Source organism: Shewanella putrefaciens (assembly GCF_016406305.1).
GTDB lineage: Bacteria > Pseudomonadota > Gammaproteobacteria > Enterobacterales > Shewanellaceae > Shewanella > Shewanella putrefaciens_C.
In genome coordinates, this window is sequence record NZ_CP066369.1 from 4,436,431 (window position 1) to 4,456,481 (window position 20,051).

Sequence of the window (20,051 nt, forward strand, 5' to 3'; positions counted from 1 at the left end):
CAGGCGCGTTATGCTCCTGTTTTATTTAGACGATTTCAAGATCGCAGTGCGCCACTGCAACCGTTTGGCCGCTGAATGGAAACTCCACGCCAGCACGCGGGTGATTTTATTCCCCTGCTGCATCTCAATCGTTTTCACTGTATCGACCCCAAGCTTTGCCAACGCCTGATAACAGGGTTTGAGGTTATCCTTTTTCGACACTAGGCTAGTGAACCACAGGCACTGCTCGGCAAAAAGTTGGCTTTCGTGGATCATGGTCGCTAAAAATTGCTGCTCGCCGCCTTGGCACCAAAGCTCCGCCGCCTGACCACCGAAATTGAGCTTAGCACTTGCAAGCTGCGCCTTTCCCCCTCGGTTTGCAGCAAGATTGCGCACCTTACGCAAAGAACCTTCACTGGCCTCGGCAAGCGAGGCGTGAAAAGGAGGATTGCACAGGGTAAGCTCGAAGCGATCATCGGCCTCGATGATCCCCTTAAACACTGCCTTTTCATCCGGTTGTAATCTTAAACTTAATCGCCCTTGCAGCGCTGGGTTTCGCTCAATAATGCCCTGCACATTGGCGAGTGAATGGGCATTGATATCCGAGGCGACAAATTGCCAACCGTACACTTGGCTGCCCAATATGGGATAGATGCCGTTCGCGCCTGTGCCTATATCTAATACCCTAGCGTTATCCAGAGCCAATGACTTATCGCCTTCGGCCAAAAGATCTGCCAAGTAATGCAAATAATCGACGCGACCGGGGATGGGTGGACAAAGCGCCCCCTTAGGAATATCCCAAGATCCAATCCCATAGTGATGTTTTAGGAGTGCGGCATTGAGCGTCTTAACCGCCAAGGGATCGGCAAAATCGATCGATAAGGCGCCGTAGGGCGTTGGGCGAACAAAGGCTTTTAGCGGCGGAAATGCACGGGTAAGCGCCGAAAAATCATAGCCATTAAGGTGAATATTGCGCGGGTGAAGGGCTTTTTGTAACGGCTTGTCACTCCTGGTAGTCGCGGATGTCGCTTTATGCTTCCCCACGGCTCGGGACTTCGAATCGACCCGGGCAACATTTGGCCTCGGCTGTGCTTTACCCTGAGCTGGGGCATTGGATTTAAGGGTAGATTTGACGGCAGATTTTGACATAGCGACTCTGGTACATGGAGAATCTGGTACATTGAGATTCTGGTACATTGTTTGGCACATTGGAGCACTTATCCAAGGGCTATGACTCTTATAAGTGCTCTTATAAGTGCTCTTATATAAGGGCTCGGGCGGTGCAACGGGCCAACATACGTCGGCCTCAGGTAAAATCGTTGTGCGAATTAATCGTACAGATAAGAGGTAAAGAGTAGATTTACGATCAATGGTTTACCCGCCTCGGCGGTGATTAGATTATTGACCATATCGAAACACTCGCGTCGAATTTCTTCACGGCCAGTGAGCGACTTAATCTTTTCTTCCGATTGATTGCCCAACACCTCAATGATCGCGGCGCGCAGTAGCGGATCGTGGCGCTCAATAATGATGAGGTCCTCTGGATCTTTAACCATTAATTCGACGCTGATCTTCACAAAGCCAAGCTTTTTACGGTTCGAAATGTAGTTTGTCACTATCTCAGGCTCAAAGCCGTAATAAGCATATTCACTCTGTGTTGCGGGCGGCGCTTCCTTTTCATCGGCCGCATAAGCATTGAAGGCTAAATTGAGCAAAATCAGGCAGGCTGATAATATTTTTTTCATAGCGGCTTACGGCTCCCTAAAAACAATAATGGTCGATGGAAGAAACTTCCCAATCTATCTGGTAGACTGCCGACGTTTGCTTATATTGTAACGAGTATTTGATGAATGTGACCAGCTTAAGCTTCCCCTATGGTGAATCTATTCAGTGGTTTTGCGCCGAGAGTGCCGACAAACTTCCCCAATCCCCCTTGAAAGATTGGTTGCTCGCGCCGGGCAGCCTGACGCAAAAACTAAAAACCTGTTGCATCCAGTTTGAAGTTAAAGTGTTAGGAGAAGGCCAGCTTACCCCACTCGAAGGTGAATATCCCCAGCAGGGTTTAGTGTGGATCCGTGAAGTGCTGCTCTGCCTTGACACTATTCCTTGGGTATTCGCCAGAACCTTAATTCCACAAACCTTACTGGTTGAACGACAAGCAGATTTCCTTGGTCTTGGCACTCGCCCACTGGGAGAACTCCTGTTCAGCCAAGATAACTTTATTCCCGGCAGAATTGAAGTTGCCCGCTTCGAAACCTGTAGCCGCCTAGCCCAACTGTCCGAGAGTTTAGATCAGCGCGTCGAGCATGAACTTTGGGGACGGCGGCGTTATTTTCACCACGGCCAGGATGAGATGATCGTCAGTGAGATTTTTCTGCCCGCGGCAGTACAAGCCATCGAAGCCCTCAACCAACGCTAATAAACAAAAATGCCTCTAATATCAGAGGCATTTTATATTTATCGGCTCAACTTAATCGCATTAATGCTGGCGACGCCAAGCAAATAATCCAAGGAATGCGAGACTTAACCATCCTAAACTGCCGCCACCTGAACTTTCCTTGGCTGGCGGAGAGACGGGGGCGGTCACAGTGATAGTCTTACTGCTGCTAGCCTGACTATTCTGTTCATCACTGACCTTCAATGTCACTGTATAAGTCCCCGCTTTCGCATAAGTATGGCTGGGTGCGACAGCGGTGCTAGTTAAACCATCACCAAAATCCCATGCATAGGTTAAGTTGCCTGAACCGCCCGCGGACGTATTAGTGAAACTCACAGTCAACTGGTTAGCCGTGTGAGAAAAGTTAACCGAGAGAGGCAAAGTGATCACTAGGGCTTGAGTGGCCGTGGCCTGGTTACCCTTAGCATCGGTCACCGTCAGCGTGATAGTGTAATTGCCCCCATTGGTATAAGTGTAAGTCGTTGAGGCAAGCGTGCTTGAAGCCCCCGCAACCCCAAAGTCCCACCCATAGCTATAACTACCTTCTCCCCCTTGGGCAACCGCCGAGACAGCCACGGTTTGACCCGTTTGAACTAAGGTAATCGCGGCAGTTAATGGGGTTAACCCAGGATCGGCATTGGCATTTGCTAAGCGGATCACCGCCGTGCTGTTGTTACTCGCCTGGGATAACACTTCCATAGTCACCCCCAGTTTTTGTAACACCATCCCCGATTGAGGTTGCAGCGGCGCACTGTAATCTAAGCTGTCATCGAATAAGGTAACCGCACTCAGCTGATTATCACCATCATAGGCGGTTTGCCTTACCGTGCTAAAGGCGGCATCGCGGATCTGCTCATCGGTCGAACGAGTGCCTATCATATTTTGGTCGGCATCAATCACCCCAATCAAACTATGGCCAGCATGGCTAGACACATTATTGTCACTGTAGCCATAGTCTTCTAGCCACAGCAATACACCGGGATCATAACCTTCACCCCTTAAACCCGCGTCTATACCATTGTGGCTGCGCAGCTGAATAAGATAGCGAGATGCGGCACCAGGGCGAGTATTAGTGATCCGGCTATAACCCGCCAGCGTGGCTTTATTCGCGACCTCGGCATTATCAGCATAAAGCTCACTCGAACCTTGTTTAATGCTGATATTATCTATGGTGATCCCCGACTCTTTTACCGCCTCATCGGTCACATAGTTAAATTCAATGGTGGCCGCCTTACCCGCATAACTCGATAAGTCATATTCTAAATTCACCCAAGCATCGCTACCCTCAGCGACAGGAATAGTCGATGATTTATCGGTAATAATGTGCCGGGCGCTGTTAATCGTGTTGCTGGACTTAGTGTAATTACCCGCAATCGCCGTACCATTCACTTTGACCTGCATATAGTCGTAGTCGGTTTCAATTTCCCAACTCGCCTGCATGGAGAGCGTAAGTTTATCCGTTGTACTCGGCAAATTAATCGTAAAGCTCATGCTGTTATTCAGCATATCCCCTTGGCCAGAATAGTACTGATAGCTGCCCTGATAGGGTGCTTTAAAGGGAATCGGGGCTACGGGTAATGGAATCGAAACCTGGTTAATAACCTCTTGATTAACCGCCTCATTCAGAGTGATTTCCATCCCTGCCTTAGGAATGCTCTCTAGGGCAATTTCACGCTCATTGAGCCACTTACCTTTGTATTTTGTCTGTAGGTATGAACGAGCATAGGGGCTAAAACCACTGGGCTGCGCACCGGGTATAGTCCCAGCCCAACTGCCGCCGGACATTAATGACCACAGCCCCACTGGCGAGCCATCTTGATCCTCAGCATCAGAAGTATCGTACTCGTCGGGTAGCCCTAGATCATGGCCAAACTCATGGGTACAAACCCCAGTTGCCGCATCTATAGGTTGAATAGTGTAACCAAAGACTTTTTTGGTCGACCCCGGAATACTGTAGCCCTGAGTGCTCTGGTCAACGTAATAACGATGGGACCAAATGGCGTTATCCCCTAATTTTCCGCCCCCGGCCTCTTCACCTATGCTGGAGTGAAAGATCATCACATGATCGATAATGCCATCGGGCTCGTCGTAATTACCGTTATCGTTTAAATCATACGGATCTTCAACATCATAGCTTGCTAGCTCAGCCGCCGACATACTGGCTGCGGCCTGGGAAACGGCTTCCTTGACCAGTTCAGTCACTTGCGTATCACTGCCAGTGTCAGGATCATTGGCGCCATAATATGTGGCATTTTGACTGGCGCTATACCAACCCTTTACGTCCCCAGTGAAAAAGAAACTCTTACCCGACACCTCCTGATAATACTGATATCCCGACGTCAGTGTCTGCCCCTGTGGGCCAGCAAACCCCGTCGTTGAGAAGAGTAAATTCTTATAGTGGGAAGTCGGATAGCTAGAGTAATACATGGCGGTATCACTCGCGGTTAAGCCATTGTTATTAAATTTTAAGTCAGGAAAATCAATCAGTACTGTTAAAACTTTAACGGTTTTGGTCACATCGGCATCGGCCAATACACGCTGCGTTGGAGAACGCAGCATCTGGGATGATTGGGCTTTTTGCTGGCGGACATGTTCGGCTTCAACTTCGATACGAGGTAACTTAGGTTGTGCGACCATGGCTCGCTGAATATAAGCCTGAACTGCGGCCTGCTTGATGCTCTCACTCGCATCGGCAGACACTTCGCCCCGCTTAATCAACCAATATAAAATACGATCTTTATTGATAACCCCCGCATCCGCGGGCGTTTGCTGGGGCGCAGCCATGCTCGCGCCGCTGATCAATGCCAGCATTAATCCCAATGCCGTCATGGCTTTTGTTGTTTGCATCTTCAGTTTTCCTTCCATAACGACTTATGCGCCTCGGCCAAGCAACTTATTAAGGCTAGCGCCCATTGCTAATAAGACAAGTGCGCCTTATATACGGCAAGATAGAGTTAATTCTTCCAGCCTAGACAGGAAGAGAAGCGCCAACATTATCAGCACCACATCTGAGTAACAACTCGATATATTATTTTACAGAGTTGATTTTATATTTTGTCAGCATTCATTCAGCTAGCCGTCAATTTAAGTCTTCGGCCATAAAAAAACCGTATTAACGCTAAGTTAATACGGTTTTTTTACAGTGGAGCAGTTTATCCCGCGGTTTTCATATAATTTGAAACACCATCGAGGAACATTTGTACCGATATCATCACCAGTACCATCCCCATAAGACGTTCAACGGCGGTTAACCCCTTTTCACCCAACATACGGGTAAAGAGCTTATAGAACATTAGGATAACTGCACTCGCTCCCCAGGCCGAGACTAAGGCTATGGTCCAGTCTCCCATGCGTGAACTGTCAGTGTGTGCCAGTAGGATCAATGCCGCGAGGATCGATGGGCCCGCCATTAGCGGGATCGCCATAGGGACGATAAAAGGCTCTTCACCTGCGGCTAGGCCGACTACACCGCCAGGTTGCGGGAAAATCATCCGAATCGCAATCAGGAATAAAATGATGCCGCCCGCAATGCTCACGGATTCGGAACGAAGATTTAAGAAACTTAAGATAGCCTCACCCGCATAAAGGAAGGCGAGCATGATCACTAATGCAAAAAGCAACTCGCGGATCAGCACCTTACGACGTTTTTTCGGATCGATATGCCGAAGAATTGCCGCAAAAATTGGCAAATTTCCGAGGGGATCCATAATCAGAAACAACATAACCGCAGCAGAAAATATATCCATTTAACTTTATCAACGCCTAAGCCAACATAAGCCCATATTGTATAACCTTTTCTCGCCGTAGGTCTGAAAATTTATCCGTTAAATGACGAAAGTAAATAAAATGTCCTCCTCCAATTCGATGTAAAAATGTCAGTTTGGTAAATTGCCGCCAAGTCGCTGCTCATTTGCATTACAACTGGTATACTATGGCGTTTTTTCAGTAAATTTCCGTGGAATTCATGCTCTATCTTCTTGCTAGTTGTATTGCACTCTTGATCGGACCCTTGTTTTACCGCTACTTTTCATCGGGCAGCGGACTACAAAAGGGACTCGATGGCTTTATATTCGTCTCCTTAGGCGGATTAGTGCTGATCCATATTTTGCCGGAACTACTGGAACATGGCGGCCTGCTCGCAATTGTCTTTGTGGTGCTGGGTTTATGGGGGCCGACAGCCAGCGAACGCTTATTCCATCGCTATTCTGAAATCACCCATAACCTCACCCTTTCCCTTGGTATTGGTGGACTATTACTACATACCATCACCGACGGTGGGGCCATGGTGTTAGCCCAGCAGGACGGTAACTCAAGCTTACTGGCCCTTGGGGTGATTTTGCATCGTCTTCCCGTTGGCCTAGCCATTTGGTGGTTACTCAAACCCCAAGTTGGCACCCGTTGGGCAAGTGTAGTGCTTACCGCCATGATGCTACTCACTGGTGTAGGTTACTTTACGGGCGAACAATTGTTATCGCAACTCAGCCTAGATAACACAGTCTATTTACAGGCCTTTGTCACTGGCTCGATTCTGCATGTCGTGCTGCATCAACCCCACGGTCAACAGGATACCGATAAGCAAGGCCAGTACGAATATCAGGCCGGCATTGGCAGCTTATTGGGAATTGGGCTATTAATGGCGCTGCTATTGATGGATTCTGGTGGTCACGAACATGCCCACCACGACCATAGCACAGAGCAGTTAATGACCTGGCTCATGACCATAGCCCCCGTACTCTTGCTCAGTTATGCCGTCGCCACACTGCGTTTTAAATTGGGGTTAACACCACAGGACAGCAGCCTATTCCGCCGCTGGTTCCAACGCTTAGCGGGCCCAGAGGCGCTGGTGATCACAGTGCTATTACTCGGCCCTTGGTTGGCACTATTTCAGCTACTGGTAGTTTTTATCCTGAGTGCTTATTTGAGCCACACTCAGGTTGAAATTACAGATCCCCACACTAAATTACCCAGCCATGCCCTACGTTTTGGTTTTGCCCATTTAGTTGACCGAAGTGCGCCGTGGATCCTACTCAGCCTAGTGCTGGTCAATCTTATCGGCCACCCATCCGTCCCCTTAAGCAATCCAATGTTTCAGGTCATAGTGTTATTGTTAGTCTTTTTACCTATGCGTTTCTGTAACTTAGGTGCAGCCATACTCGCCCTCGCCCTCGCTTATAGCGGTTGGAGCCCACTGGCCATAATGCTGCCTTTGATAGCCGCGCCTGTGCTCAATATTGCCCAGCTTAAATTGATGACATGGACACAGAGAGGCATTTTACTGGCGATCATTAGCGTCGCTTTAGTCGCGGCGCTGCGTTTGCCGATGTGGTTCTCATTGATCACATTGCCGGAAACTCTCAATCTAGTGGCATTACTCATGCTCTCAGGCCTCTTTGCCGCAAGTTTATTGCGCTTAGGCCCCCGTAAATTTTTACGTCGCCTGATGTTGGTAAAACCCACACCCCATGGACATTCCCACGGCCATTCACACGGGCATCACACCCATGAACAGGCCCATGAACAGGCCCACAAACACGCCCACCACGGGGCATCGGCACAGAAGCAACATTCCCCTGCCGATAAACACAGCCACCACTAATACTGTTCATTTGTGGGTAGACAGGCTAAGTTAATCCTATCGTTGGATTAATTTAGCCTACCATGTGCATACTTTTCATCGCCCTTAATGCTCACCCTAAGTATCCCCTGATCATCTGCGCCAATCGTGATGAATTCCACCACAGGCCAACGGCGCCGGCGCATATTTGGCCGCCGGAGCAAAATATACTTGCGGGTAAGGATTTACAGGCAGGTGGCACTTGGTTTGGAGTGAATAAGCAAGGCCAAGTTGCGGGCGTCACCAACTTACGCATGCCACAAAAACAGCAAGAGGCGATGCGCAGCCGCGGTGAACTTATCACTAAAGCATTGAGTTCGGGCTCATTGATTTGCCCAAACTGGCTCAGTGAACATTGCGATGATTATCAACCCTTTAATTTGGTTTTTGGCCAAGGCACCGATCTGTATTGTTTTAACAGCGTCAAGCGGGAGACGGTTAAATTAGCCGACGGTTTCCATGCGATTAGCAATGGTGCCCTCGATGATATTTGGCCTAAAATGGCCAAGGGGCAACAGGCATTAGAAGCCCTGATCAAGCAGGCGAGCCCATTAGACGTGCAGGCACTTATTCAACTGATGCAAGACGACTCCCAGCCCCAGGATAGTGAACTCCCTAACACAGGCGTGGGGCTCGAATGGGAGCGACGTTTAGCGGCGATTTATATTCGCCACCCCGACTATGGCACCCGCTCCACCAGTATTTTGCTCGAAGATACATTGGGCGCGATCCACTTTACCGAGGTGAGATACGATGGCAAAGGCAGACGGCTCGGGCAGCAGGATTTTCACTTTAGCCTGCCAACAACGCCCGTTGAACCCTAAAGTTCGCGGCCCTGATCCAGCCCATTAATCCGAACTGTGATCCATAGTGATCACCCAGCGGTCATCAATCTTTTCCACCAAGAGGGTAAACACGCCTGTCGGGGCATCCTTTGGACGGTGTAAATCCCATCGCCCAACCACCATGGCCGCATAATTGCTGAGCATTTTTATTTCTTTGATAGTGAACTTCAGCTCACCCAGCGCCTCTTTATTCGGATAATTTTTCTTATAGGCGGCGAGGGTTTCATCCCAGCCGTAACGAAATTTACCATTAGAAACAAATCGCAGTTGGCTACTCTTCCAGTAACCTTGCATATAAGCATCGAGGTCGCCGCGGTTCCACGCCTCTTCCTGCCCCTTCAGCATTTGGGCGATCTCATCCGTAGGTACCGCACTGGCATAACAGCTCAGCAGCAGTAATAACAGAGTGGTCCCCTGCAACATGCATTTTTGTATCCATCCTTTCCGTAACATCCATCCTTCCTGCAACATAGTAGCACTCCCCTAGAATCAGGTTAGACTGTACTATAGCGAATTCGGCACAGACTATCCTGCCTAAGCCGATTTATAATTCAAAAAAGCTGATGATATTATTAATTTTTCGACTCTGAGCACTGAACTATGTTTACAAGATTATGTTGCTGGCTACTGAAGATTTTGGGGTGGCAGATTGAAGGGCAACTACCCGAATTGAAGAAATACATTGTGATAGTGGCGCCCCACACCAGCAACTGGGATTTTATTCTTGGCGTACTCGCCCGCGGCGCTTTAAATACGCGAATTCACTTTCTCGGTAAGCATCAGTTATTTATTCCGCCTTGGGGATGGTTCTTTCGCGCCATCGGTGGCAGTCCGGTAGATAGGCGTAAAAATAATAATTTAGTCGATAGTGCCGTACAGCTTTTTGAATCTCAACCCGATTACAAGCTAGCGTTAGCCCCCGAGGGAACCCGCAGCCCCGTTAAACGCTGGAAATGCGGTTTCTACCATATTGCCAGCAAAGCTGGGGTGCCCATTGTTCCCGTGGGCCTAGACTTTAGCCGCCGCACTGTGGTGATCCACACGCCACTGCAACCCAGTGGCGATATCGCAACCGATATGCATGACATTTTGAGCTTCTACCGCACCATTAAAGGCCGCCATCCTAAGCTGATACCTGATTTTGTGGCGGGCGCGAAACATTAGTGATGATGGAAGCTTCGGCGGCGTTTAGGCGCGATGATCAGCGCCTCGCCGCTATTTTAGTCAGTCGAGCTTAGTCAGTCGAGCTCCTCAACCTTCACCGATTTTAAGCTGCGAATATCATTGCCCGTCGGCGCTTGAAAGGCCTGCAAGCCAAACTCTGGCAATACCGCAAAGATATGGTCGAAGATATCGGCTTGAATAGCCTCATAAAATGCCCAGCGGGTATCGTTAGTAAAGATATAAATCTCTATCGGTAACCCCTCGGTCGTTGGCGCGAGCTGACGCACCATTAAGGTCATGTCCTTATGCACCTTATCGTGACGTTGTAGATATTCCTGCAGGTAAGCGCGAAAAGTCCCCACGTTGGTTAGATGACGACCGTTAACCCTCATATCCAAATCTGACACTTTGGCGTTCGACGCTTGGATCTCGCTAATCTTGGCGGGGAAATACTCTTTTAAACAATTGATTTTACTGAGACGATTCCGTTCTTCCTCGGTTAAAAACTTAATGCTGTTGATATCGATATTCACCGCACGTTTAATCCTGCGGCCCCCCGACTCCGACATGCCACGCCAGTTACGGAACGCATCCGATACTAAGGCATAGGCGGGGATCATAGTGATGGTTTTATCCCAGTTACGCACTTTAACTGTGGTTAATGACACTTCTTCCACGGCCCCATCGGCGCCGTATTTGTCCATCTGGATCCAGTCGCCCTTGCTCACCATACGGTTTGCCGCCAACTGAATGCCCGCCACAAAGCCTAAAATAGTGTCGCGAAACACCAACATCACAAAACCCGTTGCCACCCCTAAACCACTGAGGAAATACACGGGAGATTGATCGGCCAGCACTGAAATCGAGACGATAAGCCCCACGAAGAACAGGAATAACTTAGTCAGCTGCACAAAGCTTTTCACCGGTAAACGCCGGCTGACTAAATTTATATCTGAAATTTCATTTACCGCATCTAGGCCGGCGTAAATGGCGCGGATCATCAGCACCACTAGCCAAATACTCAGTAGGCGGTCGACGAGACTACTCAGCACTGGGTGCTCAGTTAATGCGATAGGAACCAATAAATTCAGCACGATAGCCGGGACTAACATGGCGAGCTTTTCGAGCACTTTATAGCGCATAAACACATCGTCCCAAGTCACCTTAGAACGCTGGATCACCATATTCACCGCGCGAATCACCCCGCGACGCATAATAAAGTACGCGATTGCCGCTAACAGTACACATGCCAGCAGCATCACACTGGTCGATATGCCGTCCGACGGCTGGCTATCTATTCCTAGACTCGCTAACCAGCTCGATATTTCGAGGCGCATTTCCTGATCCACAATACCACTCCAATTTAGGCGCTAGCGCAACAAATCCATACAAAGGTAATGCCAGAGTTGCCCTAGGTTAAACCTCACCCCATGACTCATACAAAACGAGCCACAAAGAGTTTACAAACACTTATTTTAAAAGAGATTTTAGCATTTTTGAATTGACCAACCACAAAGGAAAATGAACAATCTTCAATCTGGTCCTAAGGAACTTATCCCATGTGTCGCTATTCATCTCCGCTAGCCTGCCTGAGCATTGGGCTAATGAGTCTATGCCAACCGCTTCAAGCGGCCGAGTATAACACTTTGCAGCCATCTGTTATGCCGGATGTCACTGAGAATACCCCTTATATCGCGCTGATGCTCGACTACGTTCCCGCCGCAGACAATCTCTACGGCATTACGATAGCCCCCTATCATTTCGATGATAATTATCAGCGATGGGGTTATTACTTAGGTTATGCCCGCAGCCGCGAAACCGATATTACCGTACCAGAACCCGCGCAGTCCCACCGCCAAGAAAGCCTCTGGCGTTTAGGTTTAAGCTACAGTTTAACGACCGACTTAAGCTTTTATGCGGGCGGCAGTGCCTATATCAGCACCACAGCTTATACCAACAATATTTCCCCCAGAATTGCTGGCGGTAAACCTACGTGGGAAGAAGATAAAACTACTCAATGGGGCGCTGAAGCCGGCCTTAGATACCGGCTCACAGAGCATCTCATACTCAGTGCTGGCTATAACTCCAGCACTGAATCTACCGTTTTGAGCATAGGTTATGCGGGTTAAAGAAAGAACCTGAACTTATTGCGCGAGTTCTGCTCGCGCCTTAGTCAGCTCTGATTCGACTTCAGCAACCTTAGCTTGTTTCTTACTGACTTTATCCATCGGCTTACCTTCTTTTACCGCTTGAGCCAGCTCATTTTGACGTTCGATTAACTTATCTTCCAAAGCCTGTACTTTTGCCAACCGCTCAGCATATAGCTTATCGTCGTTACAATGGGCTATGACTTCTTGATAGGCTTTTTCAAGCCCTGCAACTTTATATGTATTACCCGTAGTTTTAGCCTGCTCCATTTGCTGGCTAATAGCGTCTAACTTTGCGGCGCAGCCGCGTTGGGGTACATCATCAGCAAAGACTGGTAAGCTAAATGCTACAGCTATCATTAATCCCAAAATCACTGGCTTCATTTGCATACTTAATCCCCCTTTCACTCAATGCGACTATTGCTCAAAGATATGGGCAAACTCAACTGATGCAACTACCGGATGTGGCTTTGGAGCCAATGTACTTAAGCAAATGGCCAAGCACCTCTAGCAAGTTGCATCAGTTTGCAGGTTTCATTTAACTAAAGAGCATGCGCCACCACATGCCGGGCAGACTCGTAAAGCCCGTCGTGTAGTGTTTTAACTCGCCATCTTTAAAGATCATAATGGTTGGCGTCGCCTGCAATGACCAATCTCGGGCTATTTTGCTGTCATTATCGTTAATAGTATCAAAGCCATATTCCTGATGTTGAAGATATTTTCTCAGTTTTTCATCTTCACCCGAACCCATGGCAACCGTCACCACGGGGTAATAGGCCGACATTTGATTGACCGCCGGGCTGACAAAATTACACACAGGGCACCAAGTGCCCCAAAAGTACACCAATACCGCCTGATCTTGGCTGAGCGTGGCAATATCAAAGGAATCCCCTGCTAAGGTCGTCCCCTGTAGCGGCGGCAAATTATCCCGCGGGATATCCCTGCCGCGCCAGATGTCCATCACGCTGGTTACCACTAGGGCTAACAATAACCAGAGCAGTAGTTGTTTAGTCCAGCCCCACATACGTTTAGGCAAAGAGATCGAAACCTGTTCGGCGCTCATATTTTCAGTTTCCTTTGGCTGCATCTTAACTGCTCTTCTGCGTCTTATCTTGGGCGGCTATCGCGGCTTCGAGCTGCTCTTTTAATACTTCATAGGACACTAATCCAGGAATAAGCGTATCGGCCACTATCATACTTGGGGTGCCGCCTATGCCTAACTCATTCATTAAATTAATATTGTCATGGACCATTTTAGTGACGCGTTCATCCGTGTTACCCACCCAACGCTCGGTTGCCGTCAGTTTAGCGACCTTAGCGATGGCGGCGGCATCGAGCCCACGCGGGCTCGACATCAACATATCCTTCACCTTGAGATATTTTTCTGGCTCGTTTAACCAAACGGTTTGAGCAAAATCGACCGCCATTTTGGAGCCTTCGCCCTGCAGTGGCACCATTTTTACTATGATCTTTAACTGCGGAAATTCTTCAATCAGCTTGTTTAATGAAGGCTCGATTTTTTTGCAGTATGGGCAGTTAAAATCGGTGAAATACACCATAGATATTTCAGGCGTTGCAGCTCCCTTCCATGGATCACTTTTGGTCTCATACATGGCTTGATGATGGGTCACTAGACTCGCCTGCATAGCGGTATTTGCAACCTCTTGCTCCCTTGTTTGCCACGCAAGAATCGCTTCCCTCATAAGCTCTGGATCATTAATCAAGGCATCTTTAATGATGGCTCGCACTTCTTGCTGCTGCGCCGCCGATAAACTGCTGTCCTTGGCATGGGCAGAGGTCGTCAGCGAAGGTAAGGCAACCACTAGCATGGCTATGGCGACACCCGAGACTGCAAACATCTGCAACTTACGATTCTTTAATAAAGGGCTGAATAAACAGTTAAATTTCGACATAGCTGTGGCTCCAATGACTCGATTGTCCTGCATTAATTTATTTGCGTCTTTCGCTTCAATTGTCTGTTTCATAATGCGTTTTTATTGCCTTAGGTCAGGACTCAACCTGACCGGAATATTGGTTTAGCCTCACTCGATTAGCGTCCAAATGAATGGCTGTTCGTTGGCGTTATTTCCCTGCCACTGCGGATGGTTTTCCTGTCGATGCTGAAGCCTGTTCTATCGCAGCAAGCACAAGCTCGGTCGATAGAATTTCAGGTAATTCAATCCCCTGTGGTGCACCCGGGCCGTAAACCACGTTGAATGGCACTCCGAAACGATTATGGCTTTGCAGGTAGTGAGTAATGGGCTCAGAAGGCGTGGTCCAATCGCCCTTCATCGGCAAAATATGCGGCTGTTGCAACAGGCTGTAGACGGGATCTTGCAAGATCACGCCAACTTTATTGGCCTTACAGGTAATACACCAATCGGCCGTCACATCGACAAACACTGTCTTGCCCTGGGTGACCTGCTGATTAATCAATGCTTGATCCAATGGCGTCCAAGCAAGGTCGGCAGGTAAAGGTTTAGCCCACTGATTCGCCGTCATAAAGGCGATAATAGCCGACAGTAAAACCCCGACACCTAAGCAACTCACCAGGGCAATCGCACCGTATTTTTGGGCCATAAACACCATGAATATCAGTGCAATGATACCCGCTAGCGGCCAGAGGTAGAGCACATCAATAAAGCTAGCCAACAGACTAATCAGCCATAAACTAGTGATCAGCAACATGCCGGAGAAAAACACTTTCACCGTGTTCATCCAGCGGCCGGGTTTAGGGAAATAACCCGCCACCTGCGGAAATGCCGCCACAATCAACCAAGGGAACGCCATACCCACGGCCAGCGCGGTGAAGATGGCAAACAGGCTCAGTACATCGGCACCTAAAGCGAAGGCGACCGCAGTACCCAAGAAAGGCGCGCTGCACGGTGTCGCGAGCAGAGTCGCAAACATGCCCTGTAAAAAGTGACCGCTGTTATTATTGCCGCCCGTCGTCGCCAGCTTGGTTTGCACGTTAGAGGGTAAGTTAATCTCAAACACACCTAACATATTGAAGGCAAACACTGTGGTCACCAGCGCCATAAAGCCAATGAACCAAGGGTTTTGGAACTGCACACCCCAGCCAATCGCTTGCCCCGTGAGCTTAAGCATTAGGATAAAACCAGCCAGCAACCAGAATGAGGCCAATATCCCCAGCGCCGATGCGATAAACTGCTGGCGGATTTGATTACGCTTAAGATCGGGCGCAGCCACCACTGAACTGAGCTTCATGCCGAGTACTGGTAACACGCAGGGCATGACGTTTAAGATCAAACCACCGATAAGTGCCAGCAAAATCATGCCAAATACCGAGGTGCTTTCTTGGGTAATCACCACAGGCTTAACTTCGGCGCTATATTCTAGGGCTCGTTCGCTATCGACGACGGTAACATTCAGCGACTTACCTAAGACTTCGGGCTCGCCCAGCCAGCTTTGACCAGTAAAAATACCAATCAATTGCTGGCCATTTGCCTCACTTTCGCTTGGCGTTAAGCTCACTAGCTTGAATGTGGTATCCGGCTCGCCATCGATAATCACGGTTGGACTCTGCCAGTTGGCATCATTGAGTCTGACTTCAAGTTGACCTTTGGTGGCATCCCAACCCATTGTCATGGCAGGATTTTGACCTTCTTGGGTCAACACTTTTTGTGGCACCAGCGACACGGCCTTGTTGTAAGCCAACATGGCATCGGTATCTGCTTGCAGGGCATTAGGCGTGAAGTCGAGACTAATCTGATAATCCGTCAGCACACAGATAGTGGTACAGGTCGACAAGGTCACCTTGCCACGCAACTGAGTCGGGGCGGCGATATCATCGACTTTCAAGGTTAAGGGAAAGGTGGTATTACCTTTGTAACCAAAGGTTTGTAACCCCAATAATGAGAATTCCTCTGGCGCAGGCCATCTCCAATCCACTTGCTGTAGATTGCGTGAGTCATCCCACTTGATACTCGGCGCGATACCGCCTTCACCAGGACTGCGCCAATAGGTTTTCCAATCGCCTTCGAGTTGTACTTCAAGCACAGCGGGCAAAGTATTAGTTACAGGATCAACCTCCCCCGTTAGCATAAAACGTACTTTGGCTGGCGGGTGATTATCATTAATCAACCAGCCCGTCGATGCGGCCATGAGCGACGGACTCATCACTATCAAGGCGAGCATCCAGAATCTGGTTAATATGGATTTTAATGTACTCATTTTGTCCCCAAAATAGGCATTAACTGTTGGTTATGCCTTGTAAATGCTTACTTTTCTTCTTAACTCGGTCTCGTTACAGAGAAAGTAACAGCATAAGAAAAATCAGCGTGATATCAGGCTTAATTCAAGACATTTGATCGGAGATAGGAGGTGTAAAACCGGATGTTTTGCAGCCACTTCATGCTCTTTCTACCAGCAAACTGGCGAGAAAAGTCAACTACCGAGCGAGAGAAAGCATGCCAAAACAAACTCACCTATCAATTTGATAAATAAGTTATTTCTATTCTTGAAAGCGGCAGAGTGTGAGATGTATTCGCCTAGGCTTCGCCTGATAACTCAATATTGGTAACTGTGTTATCACACGGGAAACGCGGGGAAGTAACGGAAGTAGGAACAACAAGATAAGTAATGGAATAGTGCTCGGGGCATCGATACAGGTTCGGATCGACTTCTCAGACAATTCACATTTTTTAGGCCCGCCTTTAATGAGCTCAGAACCTATCGATTGGGCGTCAACATTGCTCGCCATATTGCTGGGAGCTGAACCAGTGTTAACGGCTGAGTTGGCGCTAGCTGCACCCGAAAAAGGCGCAGCCGACATCGCCTGCACGCTCGACTCCTTGAGCAGCAAATTAAGTATTCCACTATTTTGAGTCAAACAGAACAAGGTCAGAATGGTAAACACCATCACGCCCCATAGGTTGCCTGTTTGCTTAGTCGATAACTTAGAAATTTGGATTTCCCTTCGCCTTATTCTTTGATTATAAAGATAAAAATAAAAGTCTATTCACAGCTAGCTGCAGATAAGACCGGCGGATTGTAACAATAGTTCATCAACAAGCAAATTAATTTGCCTTACCTGAAAAATAGATACAGCCAAAGCTTATGCTGAAAACCCGCCATCAATCATCAAACTCGCACCTGTAATGTAGCCCGCTTCAGGACCCGCGATAAAGGCGACAAAACTGGCAATCTCTTCGGCTTTACCAAAGCGACCCAGAGCACCCATCGCCTTGATTGGCTCAGATGAATCGCCGTTATCAGGGTTCATATCAGTATCCACAGGGCCTGGTTGAATGTTGTTCACCGTAATCGCACGTGGCCCTAAATCCCGCGCTAACCCTTTGGCCAAACCGACTAAGGCCGATTTACTCATGCCGTAAATCGCACCACCTACAAACGGAATACGCTCAGCGTTAGTGCTACCAATATTGATGATGCGGCCGCCGTCATTCATATGCAGCGCAGCTTCTTGACTGGCCACAAACACACTGCGCACATTAGTGTTAACAGTTCGTTCCCAGTCTTCTAGCGTCAGATTTTCGATGCTATCCCAAATCAGCGTGCCCGCATTATTAACCACTATATCTAAGCCACCGAAATGCGCTTTGGTCTCGCGGATGGCGCGGCGAATCGCTTCCGGCTCTGTGCTGTCGGCCTTAATGGCAATGGCTTGACCGCCATGGGTGATAACGTCGTCAACTAGCAATTGTGATTGGGCCTCAGATGACACATAGGTAAAGGCAACCGCGGCGCCCTCACTCGCTAAACGCTTAACGATGGCAGCGCCGATACCTCGGCTACCACCTTGTACAAAAGCCACTTTACCTTGCAGATTATTCGACGATTTCATAGTTTGCTCACTCAATAGGGATTTTAAATTGGCTATATAGAACAGCATTGATAATCCATCACAATATGGCTGCCGTCCGGTGTTAACGCTCATTTTCATACTCTGGTAGTAGCTTACGCGATTCACTTATGCTGATTAAGTCACTAAAATGACCTTCACTAAGTCCATAGAGGAATTAATTGCCGTGATAAATAATCAATTTGTTGAGATACGCCATTTCGTCACAGTTGCCCAGCTCGGCAGTTTTACCTTAGCGGCGCAGGCGTTAGGCATGACTGGTTCGGCGCTCAGTAAAAGCATAGTGCGCTTAGAAACCCGCTTAGGCACTAAACTGCTGCATCGCACCACACGGCGCGTGAGCTTAACCAATGATGGCGATTCGTATCTCACTGATTGCCAAAATGCCATCGCAATCCTAGAAAATGCCCAGAGCCGACTCGGCAGTGAACAACAAATTCCCTCGGGTCGAGTACGAGTCGATTTACCCGTCACCTTTGGGCGGCGATATATACTGCCTAGCCTATTATCGCTATCGCAAAAATATCCCAAACTCGAGTTATCCATCACCTTCAACGATAGGGCGACAGATCTCTTCAATGATGGAATTGATTTAGCCGTGCGTGTCGGGCAACTCGGCGACACTGTGGATTTAGTCGCCCGTAGATTAGGGGAACAACGCCGAGTGATCTGCGCGTCTCCCGCCTATTTCGCTCTACTCGGCACGCCACAAAGCAAAGAAGATCTCAGCCAGCACCAATGCATTGTCGGTTGGCCGCTCGGGCAGCAACATCGCTGGTCACTTAAAAATGAGGATGGGATCATCGAGGCCCATGACATTCCAGTGCGCCACGAAATCGCCGATTGTGAAGCCATTTTAGCGGCCACACTGGCGGGAGTCGGTTTAGCGCAAGTGCCGATATGGCTGGTTGAAGACCATCTTAAAACCGGTGAGCTTGTTTCGGTACTGGACGACCTCGCCAGTGACGACACGCCCATCCACCTGATTTGGCTAAAAACGCCTTACCTCCAACCCAAGCTACGAGTGATTATCGAAGAACTGCTCGAATTAGCCAAAGCGCCACACAGCAGGTTCAAAGCGGCGATAAGTTAAAGGTTCAAACCCTTTTATTTACCCAAATGCGACTTAGGCAGTGACTAATGCGCAGTAAATTGTTTATGTTAGGGCAGAATATTGACTCAGATGGATACCGGAGCCAGAAAATCAATGCAAACCCCATTTCGCCTTAGTGCACTTAGTTCACTCTTGTTGCTCTCATCCTCAGTGATGGCCGCCGATGTGGCACCTGAAGTCGCAAGAGTCACCCTTGAAAACGGTGCCCAAGTCAGGCTTAAAGACGACTTTACCTGGGAATATATAGTGACAGAAACCAAAACGGCCGCGGCGGTATTAACTACCCAAGCCGTAGCGCCAGCGGTAAATGCCCCTGCGGTCGCCACTAGCGCCGCCGTTACTGCAGCCCCAGTAGCAACGGCCGCACCTGTCACAACGCTGACCGCCAACGCCATAGCCAGACCCGAACTCTTAGGTTCTACCGCCAAAGATGGCATTAAAGTCAGCTTTACCGACAGCCAGTGGAAGGGTGACAAACTCGGCCTTAGCTTCGAGCTTGCCAGCACTAGCGGTGAGCATGTGACCTTAGTTGAGGTCGAAGCCAGCTTCTTTGCCGACGATGGCACTTTGCTCAAAACCGAGAAACTCGAAGTCTGGGAAGCCATTTTCCGCATGCCAGAGACTTATTTGCGTAAAGGCGAGCAACGTAAGAGCCCGGTAGTTTGGGTAGAAGGAATAGATAAAAACCAATGGCAGAAACAGCTTATCAATCTCAAAATTACTGAGATCAATTCTCGCTGAGTTAACCTGCCAAGGTAAGGAATTGGAAGCTGGCTTTCAATTTCTTACCCACTCTCATGGATGTTATTGCCTTGTTACCCACCACATAGGCTAGAATGCCCAAATATCTCACTAAATCTACTTCTTGAGCCCGCAATTAATGCGAAATCGCTATTCGATATTATC

19 protein-coding genes are annotated in these 20,051 nt (G+C 48.7%); 8 read left to right on the top strand and 11 right to left on the bottom strand.

Features of this window, described 5'->3' with window-relative positions:
- Positions 1-21: 21 nt before the first annotated feature.
- Together rlmF and JFT56_RS19235 are read right to left on the bottom strand one after the other, a co-directional pair.
- The gene (rlmF, locus tag JFT56_RS19230; protein WP_198781563.1) at positions 22-1,128 is read right to left on the bottom strand and encodes a 23S rRNA (adenine(1618)-N(6))-methyltransferase RlmF; all 1,107 of its coding nucleotides are present in this window, start codon (positions 1,126-1,128) and stop codon (positions 22-24) included.
- 179 nt (positions 1,129-1,307) lie between these two features.
- Positions 1,308-1,724, bottom strand: coding sequence for a flagellar basal body-associated protein FliL (locus tag JFT56_RS19235; RefSeq protein ID WP_198781564.1), 417 nt, complete (start codon positions 1,722-1,724; stop codon positions 1,308-1,310).
- Positions 1,725-1,825: 101 nt separating this feature from the next.
- Here JFT56_RS19235 and JFT56_RS19240 point away from each other — a divergent pair, with 101 nt between their 5' ends.
- Positions 1,826-2,398, top strand: a complete 573-nt coding sequence (locus JFT56_RS19240) for a chorismate--pyruvate lyase family protein (protein WP_198781565.1) — start codon at positions 1,826-1,828, stop codon at positions 2,396-2,398.
- 60 nt (positions 2,399-2,458) lie between these two features.
- On the opposite strand, the gene JFT56_RS19245 is transcribed toward JFT56_RS19240, so the two are convergent.
- Both JFT56_RS19245 and JFT56_RS19250 read right to left on the bottom strand, forming a co-directional pair.
- The gene (locus tag JFT56_RS19245) at positions 2,459-5,263 is read right to left on the bottom strand and encodes an immune inhibitor A domain-containing protein (protein ID WP_198781566.1); all 2,805 of its coding nucleotides are present in this window, start codon (positions 5,261-5,263) and stop codon (positions 2,459-2,461) included.
- Between the two features lie 305 nt (positions 5,264-5,568).
- Positions 5,569-6,162 carry a YhgN family NAAT transporter gene (locus tag JFT56_RS19250; RefSeq protein ID WP_198781567.1) on the bottom strand — a complete coding sequence of 198 codons (594 nt, stop codon included), beginning with the start codon at positions 6,160-6,162 and terminating at the stop codon, positions 5,569-5,571.
- 218 nt (positions 6,163-6,380) lie between these two features.
- Between JFT56_RS19250 and JFT56_RS19255 the strand changes: the two genes are divergently transcribed.
- Both JFT56_RS19255 and JFT56_RS19260 read left to right on the top strand, forming a co-directional pair.
- Positions 6,381-8,012 carry a metal transporter gene (locus tag JFT56_RS19255; protein ID WP_198783647.1) on the top strand — a complete coding sequence of 544 codons (1,632 nt, stop codon included), beginning with the start codon at positions 6,381-6,383 and terminating at the stop codon, positions 8,010-8,012.
- Positions 8,013-8,074: 62 nt separating this feature from the next.
- Complete coding sequence (locus tag JFT56_RS19260) at positions 8,075-8,854, top strand: NRDE family protein (protein WP_198781568.1); 780 nt, start codon at positions 8,075-8,077, stop codon at positions 8,852-8,854.
- Positions 8,855-8,878: 24 nt separating this feature from the next.
- On the opposite strand, the gene JFT56_RS19265 is transcribed toward JFT56_RS19260, so the two are convergent.
- Positions 8,879-9,328 (bottom strand): YybH family protein, encoded by a 450-nt coding sequence (locus JFT56_RS19265; protein WP_198781569.1) that lies wholly within the window; start codon positions 9,326-9,328, stop codon positions 8,879-8,881.
- A gap of 147 nt (positions 9,329-9,475) precedes the next feature.
- Between JFT56_RS19265 and JFT56_RS19270 the strand changes: the two genes are divergently transcribed.
- Positions 9,476-10,039: a lysophospholipid acyltransferase family protein gene (locus tag JFT56_RS19270; RefSeq protein ID WP_198781570.1), complete on the top strand. Its 564-nt coding sequence runs from the start codon at positions 9,476-9,478 to the stop codon at positions 10,037-10,039.
- A 74-nt stretch (positions 10,040-10,113) separates the two neighbouring features.
- Here the strand turns inward: JFT56_RS19270 and JFT56_RS19275 are convergent, their stop codons facing one another.
- Positions 10,114-11,388, bottom strand: coding sequence for a mechanosensitive ion channel family protein (locus JFT56_RS19275; protein WP_198781571.1), 1,275 nt, complete (start codon positions 11,386-11,388; stop codon positions 10,114-10,116).
- A gap of 210 nt (positions 11,389-11,598) precedes the next feature.
- Between JFT56_RS19275 and JFT56_RS19280 the strand changes: the two genes are divergently transcribed.
- A complete protein-coding gene (locus tag JFT56_RS19280) occupies positions 11,599-12,168 on the top strand; it encodes a TonB-dependent receptor (RefSeq protein ID WP_198781572.1) in 570 nt (189 codons plus the stop codon).
- A 15-nt stretch (positions 12,169-12,183) separates the two neighbouring features.
- Here the strand turns inward: JFT56_RS19280 and JFT56_RS19285 are convergent, their stop codons facing one another.
- The 4 genes from JFT56_RS19285 to JFT56_RS19300 all read right to left on the bottom strand — a co-directional run bounded on the left by JFT56_RS19285 (position 12,184) and on the right by JFT56_RS19300 (position 16,380).
- Positions 12,184-12,576, bottom strand: coding sequence for a DUF1090 domain-containing protein (locus JFT56_RS19285; RefSeq protein WP_198781573.1), 393 nt, complete (start codon positions 12,574-12,576; stop codon positions 12,184-12,186).
- 148 nt (positions 12,577-12,724) lie between these two features.
- The gene (locus JFT56_RS19290) at positions 12,725-13,249 is read right to left on the bottom strand and encodes a protein disulfide oxidoreductase (protein WP_198783648.1); all 525 of its coding nucleotides are present in this window, start codon (positions 13,247-13,249) and stop codon (positions 12,725-12,727) included.
- A 25-nt stretch (positions 13,250-13,274) separates the two neighbouring features.
- The gene (locus JFT56_RS19295; protein ID WP_198781574.1) at positions 13,275-14,171 is read right to left on the bottom strand and encodes a thioredoxin domain-containing protein; all 897 of its coding nucleotides are present in this window, start codon (positions 14,169-14,171) and stop codon (positions 13,275-13,277) included.
- Between the two features lie 97 nt (positions 14,172-14,268).
- A complete protein-coding gene (locus JFT56_RS19300; protein ID WP_198781575.1) occupies positions 14,269-16,380 on the bottom strand; it encodes a protein-disulfide reductase DsbD family protein in 2,112 nt (703 codons plus the stop codon).
- 485 nt (positions 16,381-16,865) lie between these two features.
- Here JFT56_RS19300 and JFT56_RS20125 point away from each other — a divergent pair, with 485 nt between their 5' ends.
- Positions 16,866-17,033 (top strand): hypothetical protein, encoded by a 168-nt coding sequence (locus JFT56_RS20125; RefSeq protein ID WP_198781576.1) that lies wholly within the window; start codon positions 16,866-16,868, stop codon positions 17,031-17,033.
- Between the two features lie 230 nt (positions 17,034-17,263).
- Here the strand turns inward: JFT56_RS20125 and JFT56_RS19310 are convergent, their stop codons facing one another.
- Complete coding sequence (locus JFT56_RS19310) at positions 17,264-18,013, bottom strand: 3-oxoacyl-ACP reductase family protein (protein WP_198783649.1); 750 nt, start codon at positions 18,011-18,013, stop codon at positions 17,264-17,266.
- A gap of 184 nt (positions 18,014-18,197) precedes the next feature.
- Between JFT56_RS19310 and JFT56_RS19315 the strand changes: the two genes are divergently transcribed.
- Entirely contained in the window at positions 18,198-19,124 is a 927-nt protein-coding gene (locus JFT56_RS19315) for a LysR family transcriptional regulator (protein WP_198781577.1), read from the top strand.
- A gap of 114 nt (positions 19,125-19,238) precedes the next feature.
- Positions 19,239-19,886, top strand: a complete 648-nt coding sequence (locus JFT56_RS19320; RefSeq protein ID WP_198781578.1) for a DUF3157 family protein — start codon at positions 19,239-19,241, stop codon at positions 19,884-19,886.
- The last annotated feature ends 165 nt before the right edge of the window (positions 19,887-20,051 follow it).